This window comes from Conexibacter sp. W3-3-2 (genome assembly GCF_009707605.1).
Classification (GTDB): Bacteria; Actinomycetota; Thermoleophilia; order Solirubrobacterales; family Solirubrobacteraceae; genus Paraconexibacter; species Paraconexibacter algicola.
This window is the reverse complement of sequence record NZ_WLYW01000001.1, coordinates 181490-204832: the sequence shown is the minus strand read 5'-3', so window position 1 is coordinate 204832 and position 23343 is coordinate 181490. Positions and strand designations below refer to the sequence as shown.

Below are 23343 nucleotides of genomic sequence, written 5' to 3'. Positions count from 1 at the left end.
GACATTCGTCGCGGTGCCGAAGCGCGTCGCGCCAAGTCCTCGGTTTTCGTGTGCACCCACGTGCCGCTTTCGCGGGTTTCGCGGTACAAAAGCGTCACAAAACCGTGTCGTCGCCGCGCTGGTCAGCGCACGACGAGGACGATGCCGTCATCGCACGAGGCGTGCGATCCAGTGGGTGGGGGCCCACCGGGACAGCGAGACAGGGGGTTTCACCGATGGAGCAGGACCAGGGATCCGCGGAGCGTCCGCGGAGCATCGCCGGGACGGCGACGGGCGGAGCGACGACGTTCCAGCGCGCGCTCCCGTTTCTCGTGGCGCTGATCCCGCTGGCGATCGCCATCGCGGTCGTGCCGGGACGCACGCTCGCCGCCGACGCGTGCCCGCCTGGCGGCGAGGGCCTGCTCGGCTGCCAGATCCAGAAGGGCTGGGCGCCCTACGTCACCGCCGTCAGCCTCGTGTGGCTCGGCCTGTACGTCGCCGGCCAGATCGTCTTCCTCGGCGGCCCGCGGCTGCTCGCCCACCTGCGTGCGGGCGACCGCCTGCGGCGCGCCCCGCGGCTCACCGGCACGGCGGGCCACAGCGACCCGGCGCTGGCCGCCGCCTCCTGGGGGCAGGCCGCGAGCGCCACCGAGGCCACCAAGGTCATGGGTGGTTTCGCCTGGTCGCAGGCCGCCAGCCGCGCCGCCCGCGTCACCGCCACCCCCGAGCTGCTCGGGGCGATCGCCCCGCGGGAGACGCACCCGCCGCTGCGCCCCGCCCCTGCAGCCCCCGCCCCGCCGGCGCCCGTCGCCGACGTGACGACCGCGGCCCCCGCCCCGCGCCCCGTGTCGCTGGCGGGCGGGACCGCCCTGCACGTCTGCGGCACGTGCCTGCGCATCGTCGAGGGCGACCCACAGGCGCAGGGCCTCACCTGCGCCGGGTGCGGCACGCTCGTGCTGCCCCAGGCCCGGGTGCGCAGCGCGGCGCCCGTCCCGGCCGCCGACGCCCCCACCCGCATCGTCCTGCTCGCGGGCGTCCTCGACGCGCGCGGCGTGCAGCGGCTCGAGCAGGCGATCGTCCGGCGCCCGGGCGAGCCGCGCCGCATCGTCGTCCTGCAGCTCCCGAGCGGCCGCGCCGTCGACGGGGCGGCCCGGAGCGCCGTCCTGCGCGCCGTGGCCTCCGCGCACGCCGACGACGGCGAGATCGTCCTCGCGGTCACCGACGCCCAGCTGCGCGGCGAGCTCACCGCGCTCGGCCTCACGGTCGCCCCGACGACCACGGACGCGATGACGCTCGCCGCCGAGCTCGACGTGGCGCGCCCGCACCTGAGCCTCGTCCCCCGCCAGGTGGCCGGCTGATGTCCGTGCTCGCGATCGTCCTCGTCGCCTGGCTCGTCCTGGCCGGCGTGGCGCTCGCGACCGGGTGGGCGCTGCTCCACGCCGCGCGGCGCACGGACGAGGCCGCCGACCGCGACCTCGCCCGGGCGCTGCGCGATGCGCCCTCACCGGCGGCGGCCCCCCGGCGGGCCGCCGGGCTCTCCTGAGCCGCCGACTGGACGGCTGTTCGATCCCGGGTGGCACCCGGCCTGCCGACCCTCAGGTCGTGCCTTCATCCCTCCCCGCCGTGACCTGCCTCGACTGCGGCTTCACCTGGAACAGCGCGGCGATGGCCGACGGCCTGCGGCTGCTCGGCACCTGCGCGCGCTGCGGCACCGGCACGCTCGCCTTCCGCGACGCGCCGCCGTCGGCGCCCGCGCCGCAGGCGCGCGCGACCGCCGACCACGACGGCGCGCCGCACCTGGTGCTGGGCGTCCCACGACGCTGACCCGGCCGTCCCGTCGGCCACCTGGACCGGGCGTCGAAACCGGTTCGGACCGCGTGCGCAATCCCGTCGCGCCCATGATCCGAACACCGCTCCGGGGCGCAGTACGCTCCCGCCATGAGCGTCCCGTCCAGCAGCTCCGTCGGCCCGGCGAGCCGGTCCGACAGCGACGCCCTCGCCCTCGCCTGGCGGCGGCTGGGCCGCGCCGCCACCGCGGTCGCGCTGCTCACCTCGCCCGCGTTCTTCCTCACGCTCGTCGTCGTCAACGACTGGCCGATCTGGGTCGCGGTCCTCGTGACGCTGTTCGCGATCGCCGCGTTCCGCGGCCTCGTCGACCTGATCTGCCACCGGCTGATCGAGCGTCCGTCGCTCTACAACGCCTCCGAGCGCACGAAGGCCGAGGACGTCGTCTTCCGGCGGCGGCGCTGGTACTGGCGCACGCGCTTCCGGCGGCTGGTGCTCTACGCGTTCATCGCGCTGGTCGCCCTGCTGCTGGCGCAGCTGTTCGTCCGGCTGCTGCTCGGCACCGGCGCCCCGTTCTTCACGCCGCTGTCGGCCTTCAACGAGGTCTTCCCCGAGGAGCAGCGCGTCCAGCTGGCGCTCCAGAACAGCCTCATCTTCTTCCAGCTGCCGCTGCTGTTCTTCGTCAACTTCATGATCTTCTTCGGCCCCCTGCTGATGTTCGGGGTCATGCAGATGAAGGCCTACGAGCCCGGCGAGTCCGACTGGGGCGTGCGGCTCGAGGACGTCCGCGGCCAGGCCGACTCCAAGCAGGAGGTCGAGCGGGTGATCACGCTGTGGGCCGCCGGCGAGGAGTTCAAGAAGGCCGGCGGCAAGCCGGAGCGCGGCCTGCTGCTGATCGGCGCGCCCGGCACCGGCAAGACGATGCTCTCCAAGGCGATCGCGACGAGCTTCAACTCGCCGATCATGACCATGCCGGGCTCCGGCTTCGCGCAGACGTTCATCGGCCTGGACGTCGTCATGGTGATGATCCTCATCGCGCGCGCCCGCCGCCTCGCGCGCAAGTGGGGCGGCACCTGCATGATCTTCATCGACGAGATCGACGCGGTCGGCATGCGGCGCAACGCGCTCGCCGGCGGCTACGGCGAGTCCTCCCCGGGGGTCCGCCGCACCGAGGACGTCCTCTTCTTCGGCGACTGGGGCGACATCACCCCGACCGGCGACCTGCGCCTCGAGACCGCCGCCTGGCGCGAGCGGATCTTCGCCCAGCGCGCCGAGGCCGAGCGGGCCCTGCGCGACGAGCGTCAGCCGCGGATCATGCGGATGATGTTCCCGGGCATGGGCGGCGGCATGGCGCTCAACCAGCTGCTCGTGCAGATGGACGGCATGGACAACCCGCCCGTGCTGAAGAAGTTCTTCACGAAGAAGTGGAACACGTTCCTGGACGCGATGTACATCGTGCCCGGCTCGATCTTCGGCCGCTCGCTGCGCCGCAAGCCGCCCCGCCCCCGTGCCGAGCAGGTCTACTTCATCGGGGCCACCAACGTGCCGCTGAACGCCCTGGACCCGGCGCTCGTGCGCCCCGGCCGCATGGGCCGCCACATCTTCTTCCGCACCCCGACCAAGGACGACCGCCAGGACGTCTTCGACCTGTACCTCGGGAAGGTCGCGCACGACCCGGACCTCGACCGGCCCGAGCGCCGGGACGAGATCGCCCGCATCACCGGCGGCTACTCCCCCGCCATGATCGAGCAGGTCTGCTCGATGGCGCTGACCTACGCGCACTCCGACGGGCGCAACGCGTTCCACTGGGACGACCTCATCGAGGCGATGACGACGATCGAGGCCGGCACCGCGTCGGGCTTCGAGTACATCCCCGACGAGCTGCGCGCGGTCGCCATCCACGAGGCCGGGCACGCGGTCGCCTCACACGTCTACATGGACGGCGTCCTCTCCACGCGGCTGTCGGTGAAGGCCCGCGGCGCGTCCGGCGGCCACCACCAGGCGATCGAGACCGAGGAGCGGCTCATCCGCTTCCGCCACGAGCAGGTCGCCCGCATCGTCTGGGCGCTCGGGGCGATGGCCGCCGAGCGCGTCTTCTACGGCGAGAACTCCCAGGGCGTCGGCGGCGACCTCCACGCCGCGACCACCGAGGCCGCGCTGATGGTCGGGCAGTGGGGCATGGGCGCCGAGCCCGTCGACCTGAACGGCCACGGGCCCGCCGACCCGACCGAGCGGGCCGAGCTCGAGTGGCAGATCGGCCGCCGCTTCGAGCGCGTCGGGCGGGAGATCATGAACCGCTCCAGCGCCGAGGTCGGCGACACCCTCAGCACGCCCGCGAAGGTCCGGCAGGCCGCCCAGATCCTCGGGCAGGCGTACATCACCGCGTACTGCCTCATCGCCCACAACCGCGAGGCGGTCGCCGAGGTCGCCGACGCGATGGTCTCCCGCATCGAGATCCACGGCGACGAGGTCGTGCGGCTGCTCGACTCCGTCGGCCTGGAGGCCCCGGAGATCGACCTGACCGACGACGCGATCTGGCCGAAGGCGGCGCTCGTGGAGGACGAGCCGCCGTCCGTGATCCGCGCGCGCCTGCAGCGCGGCAGCACCGAGGACTGACATGAGCGAGTCGCCGAAGCACACCGACCCCCGCGAGCGCCCGTACGACCCGGCGGGCACGCGTCCCCGCCACGACCCGAAGGACATCGTCCCGCGGGCCCGCGACATCGACCCCGACGCCGAGGCCCGCGGCGAGTCGCTGTGGTCCACCCGGCCCGACGACACGCCGGCCCCCGACGCGCCGCCCGCGCACGACCGCCCGGACGGCGCGGTCCTGACCGCGGCGACGTCCGCCGCCCCGCACCTCGACCGCCCGGCCCTCGACCCGCTCGCGATCCAGGACGCCGCGCCGCCCGCCGGCACCCCGCGAGCGGCCGGCGCCCGCATGCAGATCGTCCTCGGGGCGCTCGTCACGATCGCGGTCGCCGCGCTCGCCGCCGCGGTCCTGATCACCGTCTCCGGCGGCGAGGACGCTCCGTCCGGGCCGCGCTGGTCGGCCTGGATGCCCGACGGGGACGCCGGCGAGCGCATCCAGGAGATCGCCACGCGCGTCGGTCGCCAGTACCGCGGCAGCGACGGCAGCCAGCTCGTCGTCGTGACCGGCGGGCCGCTGGAGGTCGCCGGGCTGCCGCTCACGGTGGCGCTGCGCGAGCCCGTCGCCCAGGGCGGGGACGTCGAGATCGAGGAGGGCAAGGGCGTCCTCTACCGGCTCTGCGGACTCGGGGACCGCTGCGCGATCGCCGCCGGCAAGCCCTCCCGCGAGCGGCACCTGCTGCTGCGCCGTGAGGCGCTCGAGCTCGCGCTCTACTCCTTCCACTACACCGACGTCGACCAGGTCGTCGTGTTCATGCCGCCCCCCCAAGGGCAAGGACCCCGACGAGGCGCTGTTCTTCAAGCGCAGCGACCTCGAGCCGCAGATCAAGCGGCCGCTCGCCGAGTCGCTCACGCCCAGCACGCCGTCGGTCGCGTCCGTGACCCGGTCGACCGACGCCCCGTTCGTGCAGGACCTGACGCTCGAGACGCTGTTCAAGTTCAGCCTCACCCAGGGCAACTCCGACCAGCGGGCGTTCCTCGTGCTCGACCCGCTGCTCGCGAAGACCCCGTGAGCGCGGAGCGGCGCGCCGCGATCGAGCGCGCCGCCGCCCGGCTGCGGACGCTCGACTGGTACCCGCGACCGGTGGACACGCGGCGCGTGCTGCTGCTCACCACCCCGTGGGTGTTCCGCCTCCCGGGCATGCGGCGCTTCCACGGCTACGCCGCCTGGAACCTGATCCTGCTGAAGCGGCCGCTGGCGCAGGTCTCCGACGACCTCGTCGTCCACGAGCTCTGCCACGTCTGGCAGATGCAGCACCACCCGGTCGCGATGCCGCTCTCCTACGTGCTGCGCGGCTACTCGCACAACCCCAACGAGCTCGAGGCCCGGCGGGCCGCCGCGATCACCGCTCGGGCGTGACCTCCGCCGGCTCGTAGCCCGGACACTCCCAGACCGGCAGCCGCGGATACTTGGCGTACTCGGTCTCCCCCGTGAGCTTGGCGCGCTCGCACATGGAGAACACCGATCCGCGGGTGTTCCCGACGACGCGCTGGAACGCGCAGATGTTGCAGAGGCCAGCGGGCGGTCCGGGCATCACCCCGCAGCCTGACAGGATGGGAGGTCGGGTCATGCACACGTTCCGTCGCCTCCTGCAGTTCCTCGCCCCCTACCGACGCGGTGTCGTCTGGTCCGGGGTGCTCGCGCTCGCCGCCATGGTGATGACGATCGCGATCCCCTACCTGACCGGTCGGGCGGTCGACGCGCTCCAGCGCGACGACCAGGACGACCTCGTCCTGCTCGGCGTGCTCGTCGGCGTCGCGGGCCTCACCCGGTTCGTCCTGATGATCTTCCGGCGGCTCGTCGCCGGGCGCGTGTCGCTGGGCGTCGAGCTCGACCTGCGCGACCGGCTCTACACGCACCTGCTGTCGCTCGAGCTTGCGTTCTTCGACCGCCAGCAGACCGGGCAGCTGATGTCGCGCGCCACCGTCGACCTGCAGGCCGTCCGCTTCTTCCTCGGCTACGGGCTCGTCTTCATCATCCAGTCCGGCCTGACGCTGCTGCTCGCCGCCGGGGCGATGGCGCTCATCGACCCGACGCTCGCCGCCGTCTCGCTCGCCCCCGTCCCGTTCGTCGTCTGGGCCGCCATCCGCTACGGGCTGCGCGCCCGGCCGGCGCTGCAGGAGGTCCAGCAGCGCATCGCCGAGCTCACCGCCGACGTGCAGGAGAACGTCGGCGGCGTCCGCGTCGTGAAGGCGTTCGCGCGCGAGGAGCGCCAGTACGAGCAGTTCGTGCGCAGCGTCGGGCGGGTGTTCGACCAGTCCATGGTCTCCACGCGCCTGCAGGCGTTCTACAACCCGCTGATCGGCTTCCTGCCGCAGCTCGGGCTCGCCGCGATCCTGCTCGTCGGCGGCCGGCGCGTCATCGACGGCGACCTCACGACCGGCGAGTTCACCGCCTTCTACACGTACCTGCTGATGCTGCTCGCCCCGATGCGGATGCTCGGCGTGCTGCTCGGGATGGCCCAGCGCGCGACCGCCGCCGGCGCCCGCCTGTTCCAGATCCTCGACACGCTCCCGGCGATCACGCCGCCCGAGCACCCCGTGCCGCTCCCGGACGGCCCCGGGCACGTGCGCTTCGAGCGGGTCGGGCTGCGCTACACGGGCGCCACCGAGCCTGCCCTGGACGACGTCACGCTCGACGTCGCGGGCGGCCGCACGATCGCCGTCGTCGGAGGGACCGGCTCGGGCAAGACGACGCTCGTGCAGCTGCTCTCCCGCCTCTACGACCCCACCGAGGGACGCGTCCTCGTCGACGGGGCCGACGTGCGCACCGTCGACCCGTCGGCGCTGCGGCGCGCGATCGCGTTCGTCACCGACGACCCGTTCCTGTTCTCCACCAGCGTGCGTGAGAACATCGCCTACGGGCGCCCCGACGCGACCGACGCCGAGATCGAGCAGGCCGCCCGGCGCGCGCAGGCCCACGACTTCATCAGCCGCCTCCCCGACGGGTACGACACGCGCGTCGGCGAGCGCGGCCTGTCGCTCAGCGGCGGGCAGCGCCAGCGGCTCGCGATCGCCCGCGCGTTCGTCGCCGATCCGCGCATCCTCGTCCTCGACGACGCCACCAGCGCCGTTGACGCCACCACCGAGCAGGCGATCAAGGACGCGCTGCGCGAGGTGATGGCAGGCCGCACGACGTTCGTCATCGCCCACCGGCTCTCCACGATCGCGCTCGCCGACGAGATCGTCGTGCTGCAGGAGGGCCGGGTCGTCGCGCAGGGCGACCACGACCAGCTGCTCGACCGCAGCCCGCTCTACCGGGAGATCGTCGAGAAGGGCCTGCCCGACCAGGTGTTCCTCACCCGCAAGCCGCGCGAGCCGGAGACCGCCGGGCTGTGAGCACGCCGACGCCCACCCGCCGCGACGACGTGCGCCGCCGGCTCGCCCGCACATCCGGGCGCGGCCGCAAGCTCCGCGGCCTGCTCGTGCTGCTGCGCCCCTACCGGCTGCGCCTCGCGGGCATGTTCGTCGCGCTGCTGCTCGGCACGGCGGCCGCGCTCGCGCCCGCACCGCTGGCCCAGAAGGCGATCGACGACGGGATCCTCGCCAAGGACACCGGCACGCTGACGCTCGTCGTGGTCGTCTTCGTCGCCAGCGCCCTCGTCGTCTGGGGCGCGACGTTCCTGCAGACGTACCTCACCGGCTGGGTCGGCCAGCGCGCCCTGCAGGACCTGCGCCTGTCGATGTTCCGCCACCTGCAGACCCAGCCCGTCGCGTTCTACGAGCAGCGGCCCGCCGGCACCGTGATCTCCCGGATGACCAACGACGTCGAGGCGCTCAACCAGCTCGTGACCGAGAGCGTCGTGACGCTCTTCAGCGCGTCCCCTCACGCTCATCGGGTCGATCGTGATCCTGCTGACCTTCGACGTCGAGCTCGCCCTGCTGACGTTCCTCGTCTTCCCCGTCCTGGCGTTCGGGTCGTTCGCGTTCCGCATCGCCAGCGCCGACGCGTACGCGCGCACCCGCGAGACGATCGGGGCGATCACCGGCTCGCTGCAGGAGTCGCTCTCCGGCATCCGCGTGGTCCGCTCGTTCGCGCAGGAGGACCGGCAGCGCCGCGACTTCGCGGTCCTCAACACCGAGAACCGCGACGCGAACATGAAGACCGTCTACCTGAACGCCGCGTACTTCCCGGCGGTCGAGTTCGTCAGCGCCGTCGCGACCGTCGGCATCCTCCTCTACGGCGGCAACCAAGTCCTCGACGACGAGCTGACGATCGGCGTCCTCGTCGGCTTCATCGCCGCGATGAACGGGTTCTTCGACCCGATCGGCCAGCTCTCCCAGGTGTACACGACCTACCAGGCCGGCATGGCGGCGCTCGACAAGATCTTCGAGCTGCTCGACGTCGACCCGGAGATGACCGACAAGCCCGACGCCGTCGACCTGCCGCGACCGCTGCGCGGCGAGATCGCCTTCGAGGGGGTGTCGTTCGCGTACCGCTCCGCCGAGGACGGGGAGATCCGGTACGCGCTGCGCGATGTCGACCTGCGGATCCCGGCCGGGCAGACCGTCGCGCTGGTCGGGGCGACCGGGGCGGGCAAGTCGACGTTCGCGAAGCTCGTGTCGCGGTTCCACGACCCGACCACCGGGGCGGTCACGATCGACGGGCTCGAGCTGCGCGACGTGCGGGCCCGTTCGCTGCGCTCGCAGATGGGCATCGTGCCGCAGGAGGGCTTCCTGTTCAGCGGCACCGTCGCCGACAACATCGCCTTCGGCCGCCCCGACGCGACCCGCGAGGAGGTCGAGGCCGCCGCGCGCGCCGCCGGGGCCGCGGACGTCGTCGCGCGCCTCCCCGCCGGGCTCGACACCGAGGTCGGCGAGCGCGGCGTGCAGCTCAGCGCCGGGCAGCGCCAGCTCGTCGCGTTCGCGCGCGCGCTCGTCGCCGACCCGCGCATCCTCATCCTCGACGAGGCGACCGCGAACGTCGACCTCCACACCGAGACCCGGCTCGAGGAGGGCCTGCGGCGCCTGCTGCACGGGCGGACCGCGATCGTCATCGCCCACCGGCTCTCGACGATCCGCCAGGCCGACCGCATCGTCGTCCTCGACGGCGGCCGGATCGTCGAGCAGGGCACCCACGACGAGCTCGTCGCGGCGCAGGGCGCCTACGCGGACCTGTACCGGGACTGGGCCCGTCAGGCCGCCGCCTGAGCGCCCGGCGGCCGCCGCCGCCCCGCGAACGTGTCCGTCTGGCTGTGGCAGTTGGGGCACAGCAGCTGCAGGTTCTCGAGCCGGTTGTCCGCCGGATCGCCGTTGCGGTGGTGCAGCTCGATGGCCAGCGGCGCGCCGCGCCAGCGTGCGATCCCGCACTGCTCGCAGGCGTCGTCCTTCAGGCCGGCCTGGATGAGCCGCTGCTTGACGTGCTGGCGGTTGCGCGGGCGGGCGAGCAGCTGCTCGAGCGGCATCGCCTGCGGGCGGGTGACGACCTGCCCGCGGCGCACCGCCGCGCCGAAGGTCGCCCGCGCCATGCCGAACTGCGCCTGGCAGGCCGAGATCGAGTTGCCGGCGTCGTAGAACGCCTGGACCGCCGCCCAGTCGTAGCGCCGGTTGGCCCGGGCGTCGATCGGGATCCCGAGCGCGCGCGCATGGTACGACGCGGTCGGCTTGCTGACCCCGAGCCGCCGGGCGATCTCGGCGAGCGAGTGCCCCTCCTGCAGGAGCGCGGCGACCGCCGCACGGGTCGCTCCGGGTGCTCGCTTCGGCTGCGCCATGGGAACACATGTTCGCATGGCGGGCGGACGTCCTCGTTCCCGCGCGTTTCCTATACTGGGTCTCCGCGCAGCCGCGCGAACCATCTCTGCCGGATGGTGTAATCGGCAACACGACGCGCTCTGGACGCGTTATTCTAGGTTCGAGTCCTAGTCCGGCAGCCTCCGACGCGCCCCCTTCCCGGGGCGCGTTTCTCGTTGCGGCACACTGTGTGGGAGCCGCTCGGCGGCCGTCACCGTGAGCACGCTCGTCATCTCCGACCTCCACCTGGGCTCGCGCCTGCAGCGCGACGTGCTGCGCCGTCCCGCGGTGCTGGAGATCCTCCTCGCGCAGATCGAGCGGGTCGACCGGCTCGTGCTGCTGGGCGACGTCGTCGAGATGCTCGAAGGGCGCCCGCGCCAGGCGATGGAGGAGGCGCAGCCGGTCCTGGAGGCGATCGGCAACGCGGTCGGCCGCGACCGCGAGCTGCTCGTCGTGCCCGGCAACCACGACCACCGTCTCGTGCGCCGCTGGGTGCGCGACCAGGCGCGGCACGGGCGCCCGCTGGAGCTGACCGCGGAGATCCCGGGGTCCTCTTCCCCCGCCCTGTCGGCGCTCGTGCGCGCCCTGCGGCCCGCCCGGCCGCAGGTCCACTACCCGGCGGTGTGGCTCGCCGACGGCGTGCTCGCCCACCACGGGCACTACGTGGACCGGGAGCTCATGGCGCCGCGCCCGGAGCCCGGCAGCCGTCCGCCCTATCCGCAGGAGGCCGACCAGCGCCTCGAGGACTACGAACGCGGCCCCGGGGCGTCGTTCGCCGCGGTCCAGCTCGCGCTCGGCTCGACGCTCCCGCGCGGGGTCAGCGCGGCGATCGACCGGGCCGCGGCGGCCGCCCGCACCGCCGGCATGGCGGCGGCTCCCGCGCTGGACGCCGCCCTGCCCGCGCCGATCCTCGCGCCGTTCAGCGCCGGGCTGCTCGGCCAGCAGTTCCGCCGCGCCGGGCTGCCCGCGATGGCCACCGCGGCCGGACGGCTGGGCGTGGACGCGCGCACGATCGTCTTCGGGCACCTGCACCGCGCCGGCCCGCTGCCGGACGACGACCGTGCCGAGTGGACGCCGCTAGCCGGCGGACCCCGACTGCTCAACACCGGCTGCTGGGTCTACGAGCCGATGCTGCTCGCCGGGGCGAAGCCGGGGCATCCGTACTGGCCGGGCGGCGCGGTGCGCATCGACGCGCGCGGGCGTGCTCGGACGGTCACGCTGCTCGACGACCTCGAGCCCGCACAGCTGCTGCCGTAGCGCATCCGCGACAGATGGTTTGCCCGGCATGCCGGTTTCCGGCATGCTGCCCGCGATGCGCTACGAGAGAGGAGCCCTCGGCGCCGCGGTCGCGGCCTGCCTGGTCACGCTCGCGGGCCCGGCGGCCGCGCAGGCGGCACGGACCTGCGGCCCGCCCGGCCCGACCTGGCCGACGGCGTCCCCCGCGCAGGCCGGACTCGACCAGGGCGACCTGGACCTCGCGCTGCACGCCTACCAGGACCGTCGCTCGTTCGCCGTGCGGATCTACCGCCACGGCTGCCTCGTCGCCCAGGACACCGTGCTGGGCAGCACGGTCACGCAGCACGAGAGCTGGGAGATCACGTCGTCGGTCCTGGCGCTCGTGGCGCTGCGCCAGCGCGCGCAGGGCCTGCTCGACCTCGACGACCGCGTCGGGGCGCTCCTGTCCGAGGCGGACGCCGCGCACGGCGCGATCACCGTTCGCGACCTCCTGCAGCGGACCTCGGGCATCCGCCCGACCCCGGACAACGCGTTCCGCGAGAACGTGCTCCTGCAGGCCCTCGCGACGCCGGTGACCCGCCTGGCCGGCGCCGCCTTCGGGGACGCGCCCGCGGCGCGCGACCTGCTCGTCGCCGTGCTCGAGCGCGCGGCCGGCGAGGACCTGCAGCGCTACGCGGCGCGCGAGCTGTTCGGCCCCGTCGGCATCGCGCGGTTCAGCTGGCTGCGCGACCGGCGCGGCCAGACACGCGGCAGCTTCGGCCTGCGGCTGACCGCCGACGACCTGGCGCGGCTCGCCGAGCTCGCGCGGCTCGGCGGCCGCTGGGGCGACCGGCAGCTGCTGCCCGCCGACGACGTGGCCGCGATGCTCTCGCCGCAGGCCAGCCGCTGCCACGGGTTCATGACCTGGGTGAACGCCGCCCCGGGCTGCGCCGGCGACGACGGGCGGCTGCTCCCCGGTCTCCCCGCGGACCTGTGGTCGTGGCGCGGGCGCTTCGACCAGCGCGTGGTCGTGCTCCCCGCGCTCGGACTGGTCGTCGTCCGCTACGGGGCCACCGGGGGTGACGCGCGGTCGGGCAGCGACCCGCGCGCCTGGGAGCGCGGGGTCCTCGAGCGGCTGATCGCCGCCGTCCGCGACACGCCCGTCATGCGCACCCCGGGCGCGGACCGGCTGCCGCCGTCGACCGACACGGACTGGCGCGACGACGCGGCCGCCGCGACGGCCGGGCCGCCGTCACCGCCCGGGCCCGGGCCGCGCCGCACGCGCGTGCCGCGGGTCGAGCCGGTCCGCACCACGGTCGGGCGGTCGCGCCTGGTCTCCGTGCGGATCAGCTGCCCGGCGATCGGCGGCGTGCCCTGCAGCGGCACGGTCGCGCTCGACGGCGCCAGCGCCCGGCCCCGCGCCTGGTCCGTGCCCCGCGGCGAGCACCGCGAGGTGCTGCTGCGGCTGCGCCGGCGGCCGGCCGGGCCGCTGGACGTGACCTTCCGCGTGACCGCCCTGGACGACGCGGACGGCGTCCGCGTCGCGGTGCCCGCGCGCCTGACCCGCTGAGGGAGGGCGCCGCGCCGCCGCGCTCAGGCGGGCGGCGTGGTGAAGACCTGCGTGATGCGCTCCTCGAGGCCCGGGTCGAGCACGAGGAGGACCTCGTCGCCGCCCTCGATGACCGTGTCGACCTTCGGCACGAAGCCGTCGCCGCCGCGCAGCACGGAGATGATCAGCGCGCCCTCGGGGATGCTGATGTCGCTGACGGCCTGCCCGTCGGCGGGCGAGCCCACCTCGACCTCGATCTCGATGATCTCGAGCTTCTCGTCGCGCAGGTCGAGCAGGTGGACGAGGCCGTAGGACGGGACCTCGTGCTCGATCAGGCGCAGGATGAGGTCGGTCGCGCTGACGACCGGGCTGACGCCCAGGAGCTCGAACCACTGCCGGTTGCGCGGGTTGTTGACGCGCGCGATGACGCGGTCGCAGAGGTACTTCTCCTTCGCGACCTGGCAGATCAGCATGTTGTCCTCGTCGTCGCCGGTGACGGCGATGACGAGCTCGGCGCGCTGGATGCCCGCGCGCTCGAGCACCCACAGCTCGGTGGCGTCCCCGTACTGGACGGCGTGCTCGAGCTCCTGCTCGATCGTGAGGTAGCGGTCGCGGCGGTTGTCCAGGAGGGTGACCTCGTGGCCCTTGCCGATCAGCTCGCGGGCGAGGTTCCAGCCGACCTTGCCGGCTCCGGCGATGATCACGTACACGCCGTCAGACCTCGCTCAGCGCCTGCTCGAACATCTCGATGGCCACCTTCGTCGGGGAGATCGTGCGCAGCCCCTGCTCCTGGTACCAGTCGGCGCGGGCGGGGTCCATGACCCGTGCGATCACGCTGCGGACCTGGAACTTCTTCTGGGCGATCTGGGAGATCAGCAGGTTCGTGTTGTCGCCGTTGGTGGAGGCGATGAACACGTCGGCCTGCTCGATCCCCGCCTCCACCAGCGCCTCGATCTCGATGCCGTGCCCGACGGTGAAGCGGCCGCCGGCCTCCTCCCACGTCGTGTCGAGCCCCGCGTCGAGGCGCTCGTGGGACAGCGGGTCCTCGTCGAGGACCGAGACCTGGTGGCCGGACGCGAGCATCGAGCGCGCGACCGCGGAGCCGACGCGTCCGGCTCCGACGATGAGGACGAACATGGGCGAGGAGACTATCGGTCGGGGGACGGGTCCATGAGGGGGTCGTCGGCGGGGGGCGCGGTGAGGATGACCTGGCAGTGCGCCTTGGCCAGCACCTGCTTGGTGACCTCGCCGACGAAGTTGTCGCGCGGGCCGCCGCGGCCGCCCAGCAGCGCGCCGCCGCGGATGCGGGTCGGCTCCTCCGCGGCGAGGACGATCGCCTCGACGCCGCGCCGCCGGGCCTCGTCGACGATCGCCGTGCCGGCGCGCCGCGCGCGGATCGTCGCGGTGGCGACCTCGACGCCCTCGTACTCCTCCCCCACCGCCTTCGCGCGGCGCAGCGCGGCGCGCGCGGTCTCGAGCTGGTGGTCGGGCAGCCGCGCGTCGAGCGGCAGCGCCATCGGGATCTCGAAGACCCACAGCGCCTCGATCGTCGCGCCCTCCTCGCTGTCGAAGTCGTCGTGCCAGTTGCCGGCCAGCCGGCCCGCGGTCTGCACGATGTCGTCGTCCAGCGGGGTGCCGAAGATCGGCACGAGGATCGAGCCGTACTCGACCGACGGCGCGTCCACGTGCCGCAGCGCCGACGCGGGGACGAGCACGCGCTTGAAGATCGGCTTGCCCTCGGCGCGCCGGTAGGCGACGTAGAGGACGAGCCCGGTGAGCATCCAGCCCAGGCCGACCCAGCGGGCGCCCGAGTGGAACAGCAGGACGCTGACCCAGGCGGCGAACGACAGGACCGCACCGACGATCGCCGGCACCGGCAGCGAGGCGCCGCGCACCGTCACGTTCAGCGGGACGGCGTACGGGCGGCGCAGGTCGGGTTCGCGCACGCGCAGGGCGACGATCGACACGTGCGCGATCGTCAGGCCGAGCAGGGCGCCGAAGGCGTAGATGCCGACGAGGACGTCGAGGTCCTGGGGCAGCACGAGCACGGCGGCGAGGAGCGCGCCGAGCGTGATCGCCACGTAGGGGGTCGAGCGGGTCGGGTGCAGCCGGCCGATCCGCGCCGGGATCTGGCGGTTGGTCGAGAGGTTGTAGGCGAGCCGCGAGAGGCCGAGCATCGCGCTGTTGGCCGCGGCGATCAGCGTGACGGTCGCCGCGGCGGCGAGCACGTACTTCAGGCCGTCGGACAGCCACGCCTGGTCGAGCGCCGCGACGACCCCGAGCATCGGCGCCTCGACGAACGTGTCGCCGAGCGCGGTGCGCCCGTCCACCACCGGCAGCGCGGTGAGCGCCACGAGCGCGATGCCGACGTACAGGAAGAGGATCGATCCGGACGCGCTGAGCAGCAGCCGCTTGAGCTGCCGGCGGCCGGCGCCGACCTCGCCGGCCAGGCCCGACGCGGACTCCAGGCCCGTGAACACGACGGTGGCGACGCCCAGGGCGAACAGCGTGTCCTCCCACCCCGGGCTCGTGCCGAGCTGGATCGGGTCGAGCAGCAGGTCGGCGTCGAAGACGGTGACGAGGCCGACGACGATGATCAGCGCCTGCAGCACGAGGTCGGCGACCACGAGCAGCGACAGCCGCGACACCCGCTTGGCGGTGAAGCCCCGGATGTTGCGCAGCGCGACGTAGGCGATGATCGCGAAGGCCAGGACGATCTCGGTGCCGCCGCGGCCCAGCGGCGCGTAGAACGCCGCCGCGTAGTTCGTCGCGGTGAACGCCGTGACCGCGATGAGGATCACGTAGTCCAGGAGGATCGCCCAGCCCGCCACGAAGCTCACGAGCTCGTTGAACGCGTACCGCGCGAACACGGTCGAGCCGGCCTTGTCCTGGTGCAGCGAGGCGCCCTCGACGTACGTCATCGCGGCGAGCGCGAACAGCAGCGCGGCGACGAGGAAGACGACCGGGGTGAGGCCGAGCGCATGGTCGGCGACGACCCCGAGCGAGAAGTAGATCGCCGAGGCCAGCGACGTGTAGAGGACCACGAAGATCGCGGGCGAGCCGAGCCCGCGCTTCATGATCGTGTCGGCGACCTCGAGCCGCTGGGGGGTCTGCTCGTCGCTCATCGGTCCTGGCTCCCCGATCGGGCGATGAAGATGCGGCCCGCGCCCACCGCCACGAACATGACGCCGAGGATCGTCCCGAGGGCCAGCGGGCCGCCGCCCCGGGCGAGCGTCGACACGAGCATGGCGACGCCGAGCACGACCATGACGGCGCTCATGACGCTCGTGGCGGCGTGGTGGACGTCGCGCGGCTCGGGCATCAGGCCTGTCCCACCGGCGCGGTTCGCGGAGTCGGGGTGCCGGGGTCGGACTGGATGATCACGCGGCACGGGCGCTCGCCCAGGACGGTCTCGAGCGTCTTGCCGAACACGGTGCCGCCGGCGACGCCTCGGGGCGGCAGCGGCATGACGATCGCGGCGGCGCGCATCTCCTTCGCGGCCTCGACGATCCGGCGGCCCGCCTGCCCGGCGCGGACGCGCTCGACGTGGCCGCTGACGCGCCGGCCCGCCTGGAGCTTGGCCTGCTCGATGATCGCCCAGGCGGCGAGCTCGTGGTCGGGCAGCTCGGCGTCGATCGGCTCGCTCGTGGGCACCGTGATCGTGACGACGACGTGGATGCCGCGCCGGCGTCGGGCCGCGACCTTCTGCGCCATCGCGATCGCGCCCGGCGAGTAGCTGCGCCATTCCAGCGCGACCAGCACGCTCTCGTACTCCGCCTCGTGGTCGACGACGGGCTTGGGCACCGCGACCTTCGTCGTCGTCACGAGGTCGAGTCCCTGGCGGCGCCGGTAGACGATGTACACGACGATCCCGAGCGCCAGCCAGCCGACGCCCGCGACCGCGACGTCGAGGTGCAGCAGCGCCACGGTCAGGAACGCCAGGCCGGTGCCGAGCCCGCCGACGAGGGCGAACAGCGGGTAGGCGCGCCCGCGGATCGTCACGTTGCCGGGCCCCCGGTAGGGCCGCTCCACATCGGGCTGGGTGAGCCGCAGGCGCGCGACCGCGATGTGCGCGATCGTGAACGACAGCATCGCCCCGAACGCGTACATGTTGCCGAGGAAGTCCGCCTGGCCGGGGAGCAGCATCAGGCAGGCGATGCCGCCGAAGACGAGGATCCCGATCCACGGCGTGCCGAACCGCGGGTGCAGCTGGCGCATCCGGTCCGGCATCTGCCGGTGCAGGCCCATCGAGTACACGAGCCGGCTGACGCCGATGATGCCCGCGTTGGCGGCGATGAACAGGATCGTCGCCGCGAGGATGCCGACGTACAGCTCGCCCGCGCCCTGGAAGATGCCGAGGTCGATCTGCTTGACGACGCCGAGGATCGGGTCGCCCGCGAAGCCGCCCTCCTCCTCGGAGAGCCCGAGCTTCGTGACGTACTCGCCGTCGGGCTGCTGGTAGACCGGCAGCGCGCTCAGCGCGACCGCGGGCAGCAGCGCGTAGATCGCGAAGACGGCGATCACGACCCGCTTGATCGCCGCGGGGATCGTCGTCGCCTCGTCCTTGGCCTCCTCGGCCATGTTCGAGATCGTCTCGATGCCCGTGTAGGCGATCATCCCGACCGGGATCGCCACGAGGAAGTCCTTCCACTCCGGCGCGACGCCGAACGAGACGTTGTCGACGAGCGTCGACGGGCTGAACACGAGGAACAGCCCGACGACGACGAGCAGCAGCTGCGTCGCGAAGTCCACGACCGCCAGGCCGATGTTGACGCCCGCGGACTCCTCCGCCCCGCGGATGTTCACCAAGCACAGCAGCAGGATCACGCCGATCGCGAAGACGATGTCCCCCGGCGCGGTCTTCAGCGGCTCCCAGAACAGCGACCCGAGGTAGTGCGGCACGAAGAACGCCGAGATGGCGATCGTGATGACGTAGTTGAGCATCTGCGCCCAGGCGGCGAAGAACGAGACGAACTCGTTGAACGCGCGCCGCGCGAAGCTCGAGGAGCCGCCCGCCTCCGGGTACATCGCCGTGGCCTCGGCGTACGTGGCGGCCGTCAGGTAGAAGATGAAGCCGGTGATGATGAACACCACCGGCGTGAGGCCGAGCGCGTAGCTGGCGACGAGCCCGAGCGCGTAGTAGATCGACGAGCCCACGTTGCCGTAGGCGGTCGAGAAGAGGGCGTTCGTGCCGAGGACCCTCTGGAGTCCGTGGAGGCGGCGTTCTGCCATGTGCGCCGCGGGAGTCTACGCCTCCCGCGGGCGCGTGCCGTGCGGCCCTACTGGCCGGGGACCCAGAGGCGGCTCGGCGGGGCCTGGCCCGCGCCGCCGCCGGCGTCCGGCGTGGCCTCCGGGGCGGTGCCGCCCATCTGCACGTAGGCCATCTGCAGCTGCGACAGCGCGTCCTTCAGCGACGCGGCGTCCGGGCCCAGCTGGTCCTCGACGAGCGCGAGCAGCGCCCGCGAGCCGTCGATGGCCATGCGCAGCTGCTCGGGGTCGCGCTCGTCCTCGGTCCCGGGCGCCAGGCCCGCCTTGCGGCCGGCGAGGTTGATCAGCGACACGAGGGTCTGGACGACGACGTCCTCGACGCGCAGCTGCTTGAGCTGGGCCTCGTAGGCGGCGCGCAGCTCCTCCTCGGAGACGGGCTCGCCGTCCGGGCCGAGCGGCATGTCGGGTGGGGTGCTCATGCGGACGGTGCCTCCTGGGGCGTGTTGGCGTAGGTGTCCTGCGTCTCCTGCACGGAGGCGCGGAAGGCCTCCTCCATCGTGACCCCCTGCGCCAGCAGGGCGCGCTGGCGCTGCGCGCCGTTGCGCGCGGGGAGCTTCAGGTCGGTGAGGCCGATCTCGGCGCGGACCGGGGCGGTCCACTCCCACAGCCGGTCGCGGGCGGCACCCGCGGGCTCCTCGACGAGCCGGTCGAGGTCCAGCAGCCGGCCGTCCATGCCGAAGCGGATGGCCCGCCACATGTTCTCCTCGACGAGCCGGGCCGGGAGGTCGGGGCCCCCGGCGGCGGGCCGGCCCTCGTCCTCGTCGCGGGCGGCCTGGGCCACGCAGGCGACGACGAGCTCGGTCAGCGCGTCCGCCTCGGCGGCGTCGGCCTGCGCGTCGCAGATGCGGACCTCGACGGTGCCGAAGCTGAAGTGCGGGCGCACCGACCACCAGATCTGCGTGTACTCGACGATCGAGCTCGTCCGCACGAGCAGGTCGATGTAGTCCGCGTACGCCTGCCAGGAGCCGTACGCGTCCGGGATCCCGCAGCGCGGGAACGTCTTCGTGAACGCCTGGGTGCGCGCCGAGTGCAGCCCCGAGTCGCGCGCGTCGAGGAACGGCGAGTTGGCGCTGATCGCCAGCAGCGTCGGGAGCACGCCGCGCAGCCGGTCGCAGACGCGGATCGCGCGGTCGGCGCCGTGGACGCCGACGTGCACGTGCAGCGAGAACGTGTTGTTGCGCCGGGCGACGTACTGGAGGCCGTCGACGACCCGGCGGTAGTGCTCGGTGTCGATGTTCGGCTGCTCGCGGTAGTCCGCCCACGGGTGCGTGCCCTGGGCGGCCAGCAGCGCGTCGTGGCGGCCCGCGAGCGCGAACAGGCGCCGGCGCGCGTCGCGCTGCCGCGCGAGCGCGTCGTGGACGTCCTCCCCACGCCCCGAGCGGATCTCGATCTCGCTGGAGATCAGCTCGCCGCTGACCGACGCGGCGAGCGGCGCGTCGTCCTGGCAGGCGGCGAGGAGCTCCTCGTAGCGCGGGGCCAGGTCGAGGCTCGTGGGGTCCAGGATGGCGAACTCCTCCTCGATGCCGACCGTGCGGTCGACCGAGGTGGCGTACGCCTCGTAGGCGGCGGCGACGTCGATCACGTGAGGTAGAAGTACAGCGCGTAGAGGAGATCGACCGCGGGGCTCGAGGTGTGCACGGTCACCTCCGGCGGGACCTGCAGCAGCGTCTCGGAGTAGTTGAAGATGATCTTGACGCCCGCCTCGACGAGGTCGTCGGCGAGCGCCTGCGCGGCGGCGGGCGGCACCGCGAGGACGCCGACGACGACGTCCTCGTCCTCCACGACCGCGCGCAGCTCGTCGACGTGGCGCACGCGCTGCGGGCCGACCTCCATGCCGACCTTCGACGGGTCGGCGTCGAAGATCGCCACGACGCGGAAGCCGTGGTCGGCGAAGATGTCCGAGGACGCGATCGCGCGGCCGAGGTGCCCGGCGCCGAACAGCGCGATGTTGTGCTGGCCGGCGGTGCGCAGGATGCCCCGGATCTGGGACACCAGCGACTCGACGTTGTAGCCGACGCCGCGCTTGCCGAACTTGCCGAAGCCGCTGAGATCGCGGCGGATCTGCGTCGAGTTGACGTGCGTGTAGTCGGACAGCTCCTGCGAGGAGATGGTCTCCTTGCCCATCTTCTTCGCCTGCGTGAGGACCTGCAGGTAGCGCGAGAGACGCGCCGCCACCCCGAGGGTGAGGCGCTCGGGGGTCATCCCGTCCGGCGTGGCCGCATCCGTGGGTTCCGTCGTGCTCATCGACCCCCCAGTCTATGACGGAGCCTGCCGCGGAGGTCCGCCTCGTCGACGAAGAAGTCGTAGAGCTCCTCGCCGTCGAGGCAGATCACCGGGATGCGCTCGAGGTAGCGGCGGTGCAGGTCGTCGTCGGCCTCGATGTCGACGACCTCCAGCGGCTCGCCGTGCTCGGCCGCGAGCGGGCGCAGCAGCGCCAGCGCGTCGTCGCACAGGTGGCAGCCCTCGCGGACGTGGACGGTGATCACGCCAGCGTGCCCGTCGGGTAGGCGTCGAGCGCGAGGTGCGCGCCGACCGGCAGGCCGGGCCGGTGCAGCGCCGCGGCGGCGATCATCGCCGCGTTGTCGGTGCACAGCTCCACCGGCGGGACGTTCACCGCCACCCCGAGCGTCGACAGCCGCTCGCGCAGCGGGCCGTTGGCGGCGACGCCGCCGCCGATCGCCAGCCGGGTCGCGCCGGTCTCGCCCAGCGCCCGCTCGACGCGGACGGCGAGCGTCTCGACGATCGCGTGCTGGTAGCTGGCGGCGAGGTCGGCGTGGCGGCGGCGCGCCTCCTGCTCCCCCAGGTCACGCACCGCGTACAGCAGCGCGGTCTTCAGGCCGCTGAACGACAGGTCCAGGCCCGCGACCTTCGCCGCCGTCGGGAACGCGAACGCGCCGGGGTCGCCGTCCTGCGCCGCGCGCTGGAGGTGCGGGCCGCCCGGGAAGGGCAGGCCGAGCAGGCGGGCGCCCTTGTCGAACGCCTCCCCCGCGGCGTCGTCGAGCGTGCGGCCGAGCACGGTGAAGCCGTCGTGGTCGGCGACGTGCGCGAGGAACGTGTGGCCGCCGCTGGCGATCAGGCACAGGAACGGCGGCTCGAACGGCTCGCGGTCCCCGATGCGCAGGAAGTTCGCCGCCACGTGGCCCTGCAGGTGGTCGACCGGGGTCAGCGGCAGGCCGCGGACGGCGGCGAGCGCCTTGGCGTGGCAGAGGCCGACGAGCAGCGCCCCGACGAGCCCCGGCCCCTGGGTGACGGCGATCCGCTCGATCCCGTCGAGCGTCACGCCGGCGCGGCGCAGCGCGTCGTCGACGACCGCCGTGCAGCGCTCGAGGTGGTGGCGCGAGGCGATCTCGGGGACGACGCCGCCGTACGCGTCGTGGATGCCCTGCGAGGAGATCACGTTGCTGCGGACCTCGCCGTCGGCGGTCACGACCGCGGCGCAGGTGTCGTCGCAGCTCGTCTCGATCGCGAGGATCACCGGCGGCCCCCCGGGGGCGGCACGGTGCCCGGGGTCGGCTGCACCGGCCCGGCGTTGGGGACGTCGTCGAGGCGGCCCTCGAGCGTCGCGGCGGTGCGCCACATGATGTACGCGTCCTCCCCGTTGTCCTGGTAGTAGCGCTTGCGCACGCCGGCGATGAGGAAGCCGTAGCGCTCGTACAGCGCGATCGCGGGCAGGTTGCTCTGCCGCACCTCGAGCGTGAACTGCGCCTCGGGGTCCGGGAGGCGCGTGAACAGGTCGTCGAGCATCGCCGTCGCGACCCCGCGGCGGTGCAGGACCGGGTCGACCGAGATGTTCATGATGTGCCAGATCGTGTCGTAGCGGCTGCAGATGCAGTAGCCCGCCAGGGCCTCCTCGCTGCGCCACGCGCCCAGGCACACGCCCGCGGTCTTGCTCAGCTCGAGCACGAACATCGCCAGCGACCACGGGGCCGGGAACGCCCGCCGCTCGATCGCGATGACCTGCGGCAGGTCCTGGTAGCGCAGCCGCTGGATGCGGAAGCGCGTGCTCTCCGCGCCGGTGCTCACCGGCCACCCCGCAGCGCGGTCGGCACGGCGTCCGGGCGCCGCACGTAGGCGGGCAGCACGTCCGCGCCCGGGGTCGCGCGGGCCGCGAGGTCGCACAGGCGGGCCGGGTCGACGGCGTGCTGCGCGTCGTCGTCAGGGGCGACGAGGGCGCCGGCGGCGGTCAGCGCCTCGCGGTAGCGCACGGCGCCGTCCCCGACGACGCGGACGCCCGCGAGCGCGACGAGCCCGCCGAGCTCCGCGGGCGGCACGGCGACCGGCGGCAGCGACGGGGCGGCGCCCGTGGCCGCGGCGGTCGCGTCGTCCCAGGCGGCGGCGAAGACCTCGCGGCGCCGCGCGTCGAGCGCGGCGACGACCCGGCCGGCCGGGGCCGCGGCGGCGAGCGCGGCCAGGGTGGGGACGCCGACGAGCTCGGCGCCGCCGGCGGCCGCCAGCGAGCGCGCGCTCGCGACCCCGATCCGCAGGCCGGTGAACGTGCCGGGCCCGACGCCGACCCCGATCCGGGCGACCGCGTCCCAGCCGACCCCCGCCTCGTCCAGCAGCTCGGTGAGCAGCGGCAGCAGCTGCGTGACGTGTCCCGGCCGCTCGCCGTCCGCGGGCCGGTGGCGACGCCCGAGCGTCGCGCCGTCGGCGGTGCGCAGGCCGACGACCGTGTCCGGCGTCGCGGTGTCGAAGGCCAGCAGCACGCTCACGGCGCCACCGGTCGGATCGTCACGTCGCGCTCGGTCGGCGTGACGTGCTCGAGCGTCACCGCGTAGCGGACCCCGTCGAGCGCGTCGGCGGCGAGCTCCGGCCACTCGACGAAGGCGACCGTCGCCGGGGTCACGTAGTCGTCCAGCAGCGCCGGGTCCTCGTCCTGCAGCGACACCAGCCGGTGCAGGTCGAGGTGCGCGACCGGCGGGGTCGCGTCGTCGTAGCGGCGGCCGATCGCGAACGTCGGGCTCGTCACCGGGCCGGTCGCCCCGAGGGCGCGCGCCGCCCCGCGGACGAACGTCGTCTTCCCGGCGCCCATCTCGCCGCGCAGGAGCACGACGTCACCCGGCCGCAGGTCACGTGCGAGCTCGGCGGCGAGCGCCTCGGTCTCCTCGGCGCCGGAGGTGCGGACGGTGCGCGACGACATGCCGGGCACAGGCTACGCCGACGAGGGT

General features: G+C 73.8%; 24 protein-coding genes, 1 tRNA gene and 1 pseudogene. 11 read left to right on the top strand and 15 right to left on the bottom strand.

Going from position 1 to position 23343, the window contains the following annotated elements:
- Positions 1-215 precede the first annotated feature (215 nt).
- From GKE82_RS01000 to GKE82_RS00980, 5 genes are all read left to right on the top strand, one after another.
- Positions 216-1337: a hypothetical protein gene (locus GKE82_RS01000; protein WP_154732052.1), complete on the top strand. Its 1122-nt coding sequence runs from the start codon at positions 216-218 to the stop codon at positions 1335-1337.
- Entirely contained in the window at positions 1337-1522 is a 186-nt protein-coding gene (locus tag GKE82_RS00995) for a hypothetical protein (protein ID WP_107569889.1), read from the top strand. Before GKE82_RS01000 ends, GKE82_RS00995 begins: the two co-directional genes overlap by 1 nt.
- Before the next feature lie 59 nt (positions 1523-1581).
- Positions 1582-1803: a hypothetical protein gene (locus GKE82_RS00990; protein WP_154732051.1), complete on the top strand. Its 222-nt coding sequence runs from the start codon at positions 1582-1584 to the stop codon at positions 1801-1803.
- 114 nt (positions 1804-1917) lie between these two features.
- Complete coding sequence (locus GKE82_RS00985) at positions 1918-4380, top strand: AAA family ATPase (RefSeq protein ID WP_154732050.1); 2463 nt, start codon at positions 1918-1920, stop codon at positions 4378-4380.
- A gap of 1 nt (position 4381) precedes the next feature.
- Positions 4382-5773 (top strand): hypothetical protein, encoded by a 1392-nt coding sequence (locus GKE82_RS00980; protein ID WP_154732049.1) that lies wholly within the window; start codon positions 4382-4384, stop codon positions 5771-5773.
- Here the strand turns inward: GKE82_RS00980 and GKE82_RS00975 are convergent.
- Positions 5757-5948, bottom strand: a complete 192-nt coding sequence (locus GKE82_RS00975) for a hypothetical protein (RefSeq protein WP_107569894.1) — start codon at positions 5946-5948, stop codon at positions 5757-5759. The genes GKE82_RS00980 and GKE82_RS00975 overlap by 17 nt on opposite strands.
- 34 nt (positions 5949-5982) lie before the next feature.
- On the opposite strand from GKE82_RS00975, the gene GKE82_RS00970 reads away from it, so the two are divergent.
- The 3 genes and pseudogenes from GKE82_RS00970 (at position 5983) to GKE82_RS29650 (ending at position 9564) form a co-directional block, all read left to right on the top strand.
- Positions 5983-7752 carry an ABC transporter ATP-binding protein gene (locus GKE82_RS00970; RefSeq protein ID WP_154732048.1) on the top strand — a complete coding sequence of 590 codons (1770 nt, stop codon included), beginning with the start codon at positions 5983-5985 and terminating at the stop codon, positions 7750-7752.
- A gap of 122 nt (positions 7753-7874) precedes the next feature.
- Positions 7875-8171 (top strand): annotated as a pseudogene (locus GKE82_RS29655) (ABC transporter transmembrane domain-containing protein); the annotation flags it as partial.
- A gap of 88 nt (positions 8172-8259) precedes the next feature.
- Entirely contained in the window at positions 8260-9564 is a 1305-nt protein-coding gene (locus GKE82_RS29650; protein ID WP_309233313.1) for an ABC transporter ATP-binding protein, read from the top strand.
- Here GKE82_RS29650 and GKE82_RS00960 read toward each other — a convergent pair.
- The gene (locus tag GKE82_RS00960; protein ID WP_196189007.1) at positions 9549-10124 is read right to left on the bottom strand and encodes a helix-turn-helix domain-containing protein; all 576 of its coding nucleotides are present in this window, start codon (positions 10122-10124) and stop codon (positions 9549-9551) included. The genes GKE82_RS29650 and GKE82_RS00960 overlap by 16 nt on opposite strands.
- 87 nt (positions 10125-10211) lie before the next feature.
- On the opposite strand from GKE82_RS00960, the gene GKE82_RS00955 reads away from it, so the two are divergent.
- From GKE82_RS00955 to GKE82_RS00945, 3 genes are all read left to right on the top strand, one after another.
- Positions 10212-10283: transfer RNA gene (locus tag GKE82_RS00955), tRNA-Gln, on the top strand.
- A gap of 76 nt (positions 10284-10359) precedes the next feature.
- Positions 10360-11400: a metallophosphoesterase family protein gene (locus GKE82_RS00950; RefSeq protein WP_154732046.1), complete on the top strand. Its 1041-nt coding sequence runs from the start codon at positions 10360-10362 to the stop codon at positions 11398-11400.
- Between the two features lie 28 nt (positions 11401-11428).
- On the top strand, positions 11429-12928 hold the full coding sequence (locus tag GKE82_RS00945) for a serine hydrolase (protein WP_154732045.1): 1500 nt from the start codon (positions 11429-11431) through the stop codon (positions 12926-12928).
- Between the two features lie 23 nt (positions 12929-12951).
- Here the strand turns inward: GKE82_RS00945 and GKE82_RS30485 are convergent, their stop codons facing one another.
- Genes GKE82_RS30485 through tsaE form a run of 13 tightly spaced genes read right to left on the bottom strand, consistent with a single transcriptional unit; the run spans position 12952 to position 23315 of the window.
- Positions 12952-13617, bottom strand: coding sequence for an NAD-binding protein (locus GKE82_RS30485; protein WP_154732044.1), 666 nt, complete (start codon positions 13615-13617; stop codon positions 12952-12954).
- 4 nt (positions 13618-13621) lie between these two features.
- Positions 13622-14044 carry a TrkA family potassium uptake protein gene (locus GKE82_RS00935; protein WP_107569901.1) on the bottom strand — a complete coding sequence of 141 codons (423 nt, stop codon included), beginning with the start codon at positions 14042-14044 and terminating at the stop codon, positions 13622-13624.
- Positions 14045-14055: 11 nt separating this feature from the next.
- Positions 14056-16032, bottom strand: coding sequence for an amino acid permease (locus tag GKE82_RS00930; protein WP_154732043.1), 1977 nt, complete (start codon positions 16030-16032; stop codon positions 14056-14058).
- Complete coding sequence (locus GKE82_RS00925) at positions 16029-16229, bottom strand: hypothetical protein (RefSeq protein WP_107569903.1); 201 nt, start codon at positions 16227-16229, stop codon at positions 16029-16031. The genes GKE82_RS00930 and GKE82_RS00925 overlap by 4 nt, the downstream gene beginning before the upstream one ends.
- A complete protein-coding gene (locus GKE82_RS00920; RefSeq protein WP_154732042.1) occupies positions 16229-18139 on the bottom strand; it encodes a universal stress protein in 1911 nt (636 codons plus the stop codon). The genes GKE82_RS00925 and GKE82_RS00920 overlap by 1 nt, the downstream gene beginning before the upstream one ends.
- A gap of 47 nt (positions 18140-18186) precedes the next feature.
- Positions 18187-18594 carry a hypothetical protein gene (locus GKE82_RS00915; protein ID WP_107569905.1) on the bottom strand — a complete coding sequence of 136 codons (408 nt, stop codon included), beginning with the start codon at positions 18592-18594 and terminating at the stop codon, positions 18187-18189.
- The gene (locus GKE82_RS00910) at positions 18591-19757 is read right to left on the bottom strand and encodes a YbdK family carboxylate-amine ligase (protein WP_309233310.1); all 1167 of its coding nucleotides are present in this window, start codon (positions 19755-19757) and stop codon (positions 18591-18593) included. Before GKE82_RS00910 ends, GKE82_RS00915 begins: the two co-directional genes overlap by 4 nt.
- Positions 19754-20419: a redox-sensing transcriptional repressor Rex gene (locus GKE82_RS00905; protein ID WP_107569907.1), complete on the bottom strand. Its 666-nt coding sequence runs from the start codon at positions 20417-20419 to the stop codon at positions 19754-19756. Before GKE82_RS00905 ends, GKE82_RS00910 begins: the two co-directional genes overlap by 4 nt.
- Complete coding sequence (locus GKE82_RS00900) at positions 20416-20661, bottom strand: glutaredoxin family protein (protein ID WP_309233309.1); 246 nt, start codon at positions 20659-20661, stop codon at positions 20416-20418. Before GKE82_RS00900 ends, GKE82_RS00905 begins: the two co-directional genes overlap by 4 nt.
- Complete coding sequence (tsaD, locus tag GKE82_RS00895) at positions 20658-21650, bottom strand: tRNA (adenosine(37)-N6)-threonylcarbamoyltransferase complex transferase subunit TsaD (RefSeq protein WP_309233308.1); 993 nt, start codon at positions 21648-21650, stop codon at positions 20658-20660. The genes GKE82_RS00900 and tsaD overlap by 4 nt, the downstream gene beginning before the upstream one ends.
- On the bottom strand, positions 21647-22198 hold the full coding sequence (rimI, locus tag GKE82_RS00890; protein WP_154732041.1) for a ribosomal protein S18-alanine N-acetyltransferase: 552 nt from the start codon (positions 22196-22198) through the stop codon (positions 21647-21649). Before rimI ends, tsaD begins: the two co-directional genes overlap by 4 nt.
- Complete coding sequence (gene tsaB / locus GKE82_RS00885; protein WP_154732040.1) at positions 22195-22887, bottom strand: tRNA (adenosine(37)-N6)-threonylcarbamoyltransferase complex dimerization subunit type 1 TsaB; 693 nt, start codon at positions 22885-22887, stop codon at positions 22195-22197. Before tsaB ends, rimI begins: the two co-directional genes overlap by 4 nt.
- On the bottom strand, positions 22884-23315 hold the full coding sequence (tsaE, locus tag GKE82_RS00880; RefSeq protein ID WP_154732039.1) for a tRNA (adenosine(37)-N6)-threonylcarbamoyltransferase complex ATPase subunit type 1 TsaE: 432 nt from the start codon (positions 23313-23315) through the stop codon (positions 22884-22886). Before tsaE ends, tsaB begins: the two co-directional genes overlap by 4 nt.
- Positions 23316-23343 lie beyond the last annotated feature (28 nt).

Bases quoted from the DNA above. Each gene is read 5' to 3' on its own strand.
- GKE82_RS01000 (WP_154732052.1), top strand. From the start codon at position 216: ATGGAGCAGGACCAGGGATCCGCGGAGCGTCCGCGGAGCATCGCCGGG.
- GKE82_RS00995 (WP_107569889.1), top strand. From the start codon at position 1,337: ATGTCCGTGCTCGCGATCGTCCTCGTCGCCTGGCTCGTCCTGGCCGGC.
- GKE82_RS00985 (WP_154732050.1), top strand. From the start codon at position 1,918: ATGAGCGTCCCGTCCAGCAGCTCCGTCGGCCCGGCGAGCCGGTCCGAC.
- GKE82_RS00980 (WP_154732049.1), top strand. From the start codon at position 4,382: ATGAGCGAGTCGCCGAAGCACACCGACCCCCGCGAGCGCCCGTACGAC.
- GKE82_RS00975 (WP_107569894.1), bottom strand. From the start codon at position 5,948: ATGCCCGGACCGCCCGCTGGCCTCTGCAACATCTGCGCGTTCCAGCGC.
- GKE82_RS00970 (WP_154732048.1), top strand. From the start codon at position 5,983: ATGCACACGTTCCGTCGCCTCCTGCAGTTCCTCGCCCCCTACCGACGC.
- GKE82_RS00960 (WP_196189007.1), bottom strand. From the start codon at position 10,124: ATGGCGCAGCCGAAGCGAGCACCCGGAGCGACCCGTGCGGCGGTCGCC.
- GKE82_RS00945 (WP_154732045.1), top strand. From the start codon at position 11,429: ATGCCGGTTTCCGGCATGCTGCCCGCGATGCGCTACGAGAGAGGAGCC.
- GKE82_RS00935 (WP_107569901.1), bottom strand. From the start codon at position 14,044: ATGTTCGTCCTCATCGTCGGAGCCGGACGCGTCGGCTCCGCGGTCGCG.
- GKE82_RS00930 (WP_154732043.1), bottom strand. From the start codon at position 16,032: ATGAGCGACGAGCAGACCCCCCAGCGGCTCGAGGTCGCCGACACGATC.
- GKE82_RS00925 (WP_107569903.1), bottom strand. From the start codon at position 16,229: ATGCCCGAGCCGCGCGACGTCCACCACGCCGCCACGAGCGTCATGAGC.
- GKE82_RS00920 (WP_154732042.1), bottom strand. From the start codon at position 18,139: ATGGCAGAACGCCGCCTCCACGGACTCCAGAGGGTCCTCGGCACGAAC.
- GKE82_RS00915 (WP_107569905.1), bottom strand. From the start codon at position 18,594: ATGAGCACCCCACCCGACATGCCGCTCGGCCCGGACGGCGAGCCCGTC.
- GKE82_RS00905 (WP_107569907.1), bottom strand. From the start codon at position 20,419: ATGAGCACGACGGAACCCACGGATGCGGCCACGCCGGACGGGATGACC.
- tsaE (WP_154732039.1), bottom strand. From the start codon at position 23,315: ATGTCGTCGCGCACCGTCCGCACCTCCGGCGCCGAGGAGACCGAGGCG.